The sequence below is a fragment of the Nonomuraea sp. NPDC049784 genome (assembly GCF_040659615.1).
Classification (GTDB): Bacteria; Actinomycetota; Actinomycetes; order Streptosporangiales; family Streptosporangiaceae; genus Nonomuraea.
The window spans coordinates 1-6,174 of the sequence record NZ_JBFAMX010000613.1; the positions used below are offsets into that span (position 1 = coordinate 1).

The following is a 6,174-nucleotide window of genomic DNA, read 5'->3' on the forward strand; positions in this document are numbered from 1 at the left end:
CGCTGAGCGACGCGCAGTGGGTGGGCACGGGCCGCGAGCTGTTCGCGGCGTTCCGCCGGATGGCGGGGCACGCCGAGCAGGGCGCCGGGATCTTCGGCCTGAGCGGCGCCGAGTCGCCCCACCACGGCCCGGGGCTGGGCTTCCCCTCCGAGGCCGGCGCCTCCCACCTGGAGACGGGCGCCCCAGTGGGTGCCCAGCACGCCGGACTGGCGCGGTGAGCGATCATCGTCCGGTACGCCGGCCGCCGGGACGGCGGTCGGCGGCTCACCACCCCCTCTGGGGCAGCGTGAGCGTTCGTGGGATCCTTCGGTGGATGGCGGCGAGCGATCTTGACGCCGCCCTGGATTGCCGGAGGTAAGCGGTGAGTGCCTTTGACCTTCCGTGGCTGGTCGCCGACATCGGCGGGACCAACGCCAGGTTCGGCCTGGTCACCTCGCTGGGAGCGCGGCCGTCGAACGTCGCGGTCCTGGCGGGGGCCGACTACGAGACCCTCCCCGAAGCCGTAGCCGCCTATCTCGCGGAACACGCGGGCGGAGTGCGACCGGGGGCGGCGTGCCTGGCTGTGGCCGGGCCGATCGACGGCGACCACTACCGGCTCACGAACTCCAAGTGGGCCGGCTCCGTACGGGACCTCGGCGTGCCGTACGCGGTGCTGCTGAACGACTTCGAGGCGCTGGCGGTGTCGCTGCCGCACCTGGAGGGCGACGACCTGATCTCCCTGGGCGGCCCCGAGCCGGGCCACGGCGTCAAGGCCGTGCTTGGCCCCGGGACCGGGCTCGGCGTGGGCGGGCTGGTGCCGGCGGACCACGGCTGGACGCCGATCCCCGGCGAGGGCGGGCACGTCACGGTGCCGGTGGTGGACCGGCGGGAGCTGGAGATCGTCCAGGCGCTGCAGTCCCAGGGGCTGCCGCACGTGGTGGCCGAGCACGTGCTGTCCGGTCCGGGACTGGTCCGGCTGCACCGGGCGCTCGCCCAGGTGAACGGCGTCGCCGCCCCCGACCTGACCGCCTCGGACATCGTGGCCCGGCTGGACGACTCGCTGTGCGCGGAGACGGTCGAGGTGTTCTGCGGAATGCTGGGCTGCTTCGCCGGGAACGTGGCCCTGACCCTCGGTGCGAGGGGTGGGGTGTATCTGGGCGGTGGAGTGCTCCCCCGTATCGTGGAACGGGTGCGCACCAGCAACTTCCGCACCCGGTTCGAGGCCAATCCCGACATGGCCGACTACCTGGCGGCCATCGGCACCGCGCTGATCGTCGCCCCTCAGCCGGCGCTGACGGGCGCCGCGGCCTGGCTGACCCAGCGTGCCCGCAGGGAGCTGGTGGCGTGACCCAGCGCCCGTCGGGCGGGATCCGGTTGGGGCGTGTGCCATTGGGCAGGGCCATTGATGCGGTCGAGGCCTGGTGTGGGGACGTGTACGTGACTAGACGGCCGGAACGGGCCGACGAGGAGAAGAACTCATGAGCTTGCTCGATCTCGCCCCAGTGATTCCCGTCGTGGTGATCGAGGACGTCGAGAGCGCCGTACCGATGGCCAGGGCGCTGGTCGCCGGCGGCTTGCCGGTCATCGAGGTGACCCTGCGGACCCCGGCCGCGCGCGAGGCCATCGCCAGGATCGCCGCCGAGGTGCCCGAGGCGACGGTGGGAGCGGGAACCATCCGGAGTTCGGAGGACATTTCCGCTTCTATGACCGCGGGCGCGAAGTTCCTGGTGTCGCCTGGCACGACCCTGTCGCTGGTGGAGGCGATGGACTCGAGCGGCGTCCCCTACCTGCCCGGGGCAGCCACCGTGTCCGAGGTGATGGCGCTGGTCGAGCGGGGGATCAAGGAGCTGAAGTTCTTCCCCGCCGAGGCCGCGGGCGGCGTCCCCTACCTCAAGGCGCTCGGCGGGCCGCTGCCCGACGTGCGGTTCTGCCCGACGGGCGGCATCCGGGTGAACACCGCGCCCGACTATCTCGCGCTGCCGAACGTGGGATGTGTCGGCGGCACCTGGCTGACCCCGGCCGACGTGCTGGCGGCCGGCGACTGGGGCCGCGTGGAGAAGCTGGCCTCGGAGGCCGCCGCCCTGCGGTGATCGGCTAAAGGTCCCAGCGGGGCTCGTCGCTCTCCCGTACGTGCCCGTCCGCTCATGGGCCCGAACGCGCTGGAGCGGACCGAGTTCCTTTACACGGCGCTGGCCGCCGCCGGCTTTCACCGCACCCAAGCCCGCCGCCTACAGCCTGTCCAACTACGTCATGGGCTCGGTCGTCATGCAGGTGACCTGGCAGGACCGCGACCGCGAAGGTGCCGGCGAGTTCCTCAGGGAGCGCGCCGACCGCTACCCTGCCCTCGCCGAGCACGGCCTCGACCACGCCTGGGACGCCACGTTCGACGAGGGCCTCGGCTACCTCCTTGACGGCATGGAACAGGCCCGCCACCGCGAAACCGGCCGGCTCGGATGAGTCCGGCCGGCCCTATGCCCTCAGGGATCATCGCTGTCCCGAACGCCCCTTGCACACTGGACATTGGGGCCAAAACACCTGGTGACGTGGCGGTTTCCGTCTACGCGGAGATCATCAGCCCGCGTTGAACGGGCGGCGGCCGGGTACAGCACAGGGAAACCGCAGCCCCCGGGAAGCCCCTTTCGCTCCTCGGAGAGCGAAAGGGAGATGAATGCCGACGGAAACGGCCAGCCAAGCAGTGACGGACGACCGGCCCGCGGCGCAGCCCGGCAGCCTGGAGCGGGGGATCGACATCCTGCTCGCGCTCAGCGCCGCCTCCCACCCGGTCAGCCTGTCGCAGCTGTGCCGCGCCACGGGCCTACCCAAGTCGACCGCGCACCGCATCTTGGGCGTGCTGTGCTCGCGGGAGCTGGCCAGGCGGGTGGGCAACGGCTACCTGCCGGGTGAGCTGCTGGAGACGATGGCCGGCATCACCCGCTTGCGGGTGCCGGGCACCCGCAAGGTCGTGCTGCCCTACCTGCTCTACCTGTACGAGACCACCAGGCAGACGGTGAACCTGGCCGTCCCCTCCGGCCTGGAGGCCCGCTACGTCGAGCGCCTCTACGGCCACAACCGGGTCGACTCCCGCTCCGACGGCATGGACCGCGCGCCGCTCCACTGCACGGCGACCGGCAAGGCGCTGCTGGCCTTCGACTCGAGCCTGCACCAGGCGCTACTCGCGCGCGGCTCGTTCGAGCGGATGACGCGCCGCACGATCACCACGCTGACCGGGCTCGAGCGCGAGCTGGCCCAGGTCCGCAGGCAGGGCGTGGCGTACTCGCAGGAGGAGTTCACCGAGGGCGTGTCGTGCGTGGCGGCGCCGGTGTTCGGACCCGGCGGCCGGATCTGCATGTCGCTGGGGGTGGCCGCCCCTGCGGGCAGTACGCCGCTGGCCAAGCTCGGCATCTCCGTGCGCGGCGCCGCCCAGGCCATCTCGTCCGCGCTCCTCAGCGCGTAGGCGTCCCGGTCACCGGGACACCTGGCCGGCGCGTGACCGGAAGTGTTCCGTCAGCCGAAACCGGTGATTGCGGCACGGCGGCCTCGGCGTTCACATCGGTTTATGAACTTCCATCCCGCTCCGGCCGCCCAGGAGGCGCCCGCGGTCCGGAAGGTCCGGACCCGCAGGGCCACGGACACGCGGGCGCCGGCCGGAACGCGGGAGGTCGCACGTGCCTAGGGGCCTCCCCAGGGCCACCGTACTGGAGAGCCTCCGCCTGGCTGCCACCGTCGTCCCACCCGTCGCGCCGCACTTGATGCCCGGACGCGACCTGCTGCGCTCCCGTGCGCTCCTGGCGGGGCTCGAGGCCAGGTACGGCGGCCGCCCCGTGCTGGTGCGCGGCCTGCGCGGCCCGGCCCTGCTGGTCATGTCGAAGCGCGACGTCCTGCGCGTGCTGTCTGAGGGGGGCGAGTACGCGCAGGGAGTCGAACAGCGCCCCTTCGGCCTTCCGACGGACGTGCTGCGCCCGGCCTTCATCGACATCGCCAGGGAGGAGGCCAGGGAGCTGACCTCCGGCGTGGTGGACCACGCCCGGCTCGACGCCCGCTGGCGGCGCGTGGCCAGGCGCTGCGTCTACGGCGACGGTGCGGCCGGCGATGAGCAGCTCACCAGGCTGCTGGCGGGCATCACGCGGGCCGGCAGGTGGCATGCCAGGCGGCGCCAGGAGATCCTCTCCGGCCGGTACGACGCCCGCATCCTCGACCACCTGCACCGCGCCGAGCCGGGCACGCTGGCCGGCCTGATCGCGGAGAACGCCGGCGAGGCCGAGTCTCGGGGGCTCATGCAGGCGGCGTTCTGGCTGATGGGGTTCGGGGCGATCTCCACGGGGCTGATGCAGACGCTGGCGCTGCTCGCCGCCCACCCCGCCCAGCGCAAATCGGCCCGCACCGACCCCGACTACCTGCGGGCCTGCCTGCGCGAGGGGCTGCGCCTGTGGCCGCCGGTGCCGGCGCTCTCCCGGGTCACGACCACGCCTACCGACTGGTACGGCACCACCCTGCCCGCGGGCACCACCGTGCTGGTGCCGATCGCGGCGCATCAGCGCAGCCCCCGCCTGCCGTACGCGAACACGTTCGCGCCGGAGATCTGGCTGGACGGCACCGCGGCGAACGAGTGGTGGGCGAGGCCGGGCTGCGACGGCGTGCACCTGACGCTCGCGGTCGGCACGGCCTTCCTCGCCGGCATCGTGCGCGCGGCCCGGCCCAAGCCTGTCGGCCGGCTGCTGTCGCCGCACCGCCCGCTCCCCTACGCGCTCAACGTCTCCCGCCTGCGCGTGACAATGCGCCCGCTGCGCCGTATGACGGCACCGAACTAAGCCGCATGCCTGCTCAGAACTAGTGGCCAACGAGCGTCCCCTTCCTCCGTTAGAGTCTTGGGTACAAAAGGCGTGCCGGGCGGAGGAACGGTTCGGGTTGAGACGGGATGACGACGGCGAGAGGACGGCGACGTTGGGGCGCTCCGCAGGCACTCCGCTGAAGCCGGAAGATCCGCCGGCGATCGGCCCCTACGAGCTGATCAGCCGTCTCGGCACCGGTGGCATGGGCGTGGTCTATCTCGCCAAGGCGGCCGACGGGTCGCGGGTGGCGCTCAAGGCGATCCGGCGCGACTTCACGGCCGACCCGGTCTACCGGGCGCGTTTCCACGAAGAGGTGTCCAACGCGCGCAAGGTGGCCTCGTTCTGCACGGCGCGCGTGCTCGACCACGGCGAGGACCGCGGCGTCCTCTACCTCGTCACCGAGTACATCGACGGCATCTCGCTCGAAGACCACCTGATCGAGCACGGCGCTCTCTCGCCGTCCGTGCTGCACTCCGCGGCCGTAGGCGTGGCCGCCGCGCTGACCGCGATCCACGCGGCGGGGCTGGTGCACCGCGACCTCAAGCCGGCCAACGTGATGCTGACGCTGGCCGGGCCCCGGGTGATCGACTTCGGGCTGGCGCGGTCGACGCACGTCGACTCCCGGCACACGAACGCGGGCATGGTCATGGGCACGCCCGGATGGATCGCTCCCGAGCAGGTCTTCGAGGGACGCACCAGCCCGGCGGGCGACGTGTTCGCTTGGGGGTCGCTGATCGCTTACGCGGGGCTGGGCGGGCATCCGTTCGGCGAAGGGGACGCGTACGTGATGGCGGCCCGGGCCCGTACGGCGCCGCCGGATCTGCGAGGGCTGCCCGCGCCGCTGGACCGGCTGGTGGCCGCGGCCATCCACCCCGACCCGGCACGCCGGCCCGCGGCAAGGCAGTTGCTGCTGGAGCTGGTGGGGGCGGCCGACGAGCCCGCGGCGCAGCTGGCCGCCACCAAGCACCTGACCAACGCGTGGAACCCGTCGGACTTCCCGCTGATGCCGCAGCCGCCGCACCGCATGCCGCCCGACCGCACGGGCGCGGTGCCGGGCACCGGCCACCCACGCACCCCTCACAGCCCGTCCCACCAGAGTCGCGGCCCACGCCCTGAGGCGCCCGCGCGCAGCCCGCAGCCGCCGCCGCCCGCGGAGCGCACCGGTCCCACGCCCGGAGCGGGCCCGGTCCCGCCTGCCGAGCGCACGGGTCCCACACCTGGAACGGGCCGCGGCCCACAGCAGCCGCCGCCCGCCGAACGCACCGGTCCCACGCCCGGAACGGGCCGTGGACCGCAGTCTCCGCCCCCGGCCGAGCGGACCGGCCCCACACCGGGAGCCGGTCCCGTGCCGGGAGCCGCTCGTGGG

General features: G+C 73.2%; 6 protein-coding genes and 1 pseudogene. All 7 read left to right on the top strand.

Features of this window, described 5'->3' with window-relative positions; translation table 11 throughout:
• Nucleotides 1-218 (top strand): annotated as a pseudogene (locus AB0J09_RS53515) (phosphogluconate dehydratase); the annotation flags it as partial.
• A gap of 143 nt (nt 219-361) precedes the next feature.
• The gene (gene glk, locus AB0J09_RS53520; protein ID WP_360709833.1) at nt 362-1,327 is read left to right on the top strand and encodes a glucokinase; all 966 of its coding nucleotides are present in this window, start codon (nt 362-364) and stop codon (nt 1,325-1,327) included.
• Nucleotides 1,328-1,457: 130 nt separating this feature from the next.
• Complete coding sequence (gene eda, locus AB0J09_RS53525) at nt 1,458-2,069, top strand: bifunctional 4-hydroxy-2-oxoglutarate aldolase/2-dehydro-3-deoxy-phosphogluconate aldolase (RefSeq protein ID WP_360709835.1); 612 nt, start codon at nt 1,458-1,460, stop codon at nt 2,067-2,069.
• Nucleotides 2,070-2,109: 40 nt separating this feature from the next.
• A complete protein-coding gene (locus tag AB0J09_RS53530) occupies nt 2,110-2,436 on the top strand; it encodes a hypothetical protein (protein ID WP_360709837.1) in 327 nt (108 codons plus the stop codon).
• Between the two features lie 211 nt (nt 2,437-2,647).
• Nucleotides 2,648-3,433, top strand: coding sequence for an IclR family transcriptional regulator (locus AB0J09_RS53535; protein WP_360709839.1), 786 nt, complete (start codon nt 2,648-2,650; stop codon nt 3,431-3,433).
• Nucleotides 3,434-3,644: 211 nt separating this feature from the next.
• The gene (locus AB0J09_RS53540) at nt 3,645-4,787 is read left to right on the top strand and encodes a cytochrome P450 (RefSeq protein ID WP_360709841.1); all 1,143 of its coding nucleotides are present in this window, start codon (nt 3,645-3,647) and stop codon (nt 4,785-4,787) included.
• 133 nt (nt 4,788-4,920) lie between these two features.
• A partial coding sequence (locus tag AB0J09_RS53545) for a protein kinase (RefSeq protein ID WP_360709843.1) occupies nt 4,921-6,174 on the top strand: 1,254 nt, incomplete at its 3' end.

What these genes read in the sequence shown, in the direction of transcription:
- eda (WP_360709835.1), top strand. Translation starts at nt 1,458, where the DNA reads ATGAGCTTGCTCGATCTCGCCCCAGTGATTCCCGTCGTGGTGATCGAG.
- AB0J09_RS53535 (WP_360709839.1), top strand. Translation starts at nt 2,648, where the DNA reads ATGCCGACGGAAACGGCCAGCCAAGCAGTGACGGACGACCGGCCCGCG.